Source organism: Pantoea sp. WMus005, from assembly GCF_013415305.1.
In the GTDB taxonomy this organism is placed as follows: domain Bacteria; phylum Pseudomonadota; class Gammaproteobacteria; order Enterobacterales; family Enterobacteriaceae; genus Pantoea; species Pantoea rara.
This window is the reverse complement of the sequence record NZ_JACBXU010000031.1, coordinates 1-255: the sequence shown is the minus strand read 5'-3', so window position 1 is coordinate 255 and position 255 is coordinate 1. Positions and strand designations below refer to the sequence as shown.

The window sequence follows — 255 nt, the reverse complement described above, 5'->3', positions numbered from 1 at the left end:
ATCAACCGAGATTCCCCCAGTAGCGGCGAGCGAACGGGGAGCAGCCCAGAGCCTGAATCAGCATGTGTGTTAGTGGAAGCGTCTGGAAAGTCGCAGGGTACAGGGTGATACTCCCGTACACAAAAGCGCATATGCTGTGAGCTCGATGAGTAAGGCGGGACACGTGGTATCCTGTCTGAATATGGGGGGACCATCCTCCAAGGCTAAATACTCCTGACTGACCGATAGTGAACCAGTACCGTGAGGGAAAGGCGA

Annotated in this window: 1 rRNA gene; it reads left to right on the top strand. The window is 54.9% G+C overall.

Annotated elements, in window-relative coordinates:
- Positions 1-255: ribosomal RNA gene (locus HZZ01_RS20795) — 23S ribosomal RNA — on the top strand; the annotation flags it as partial.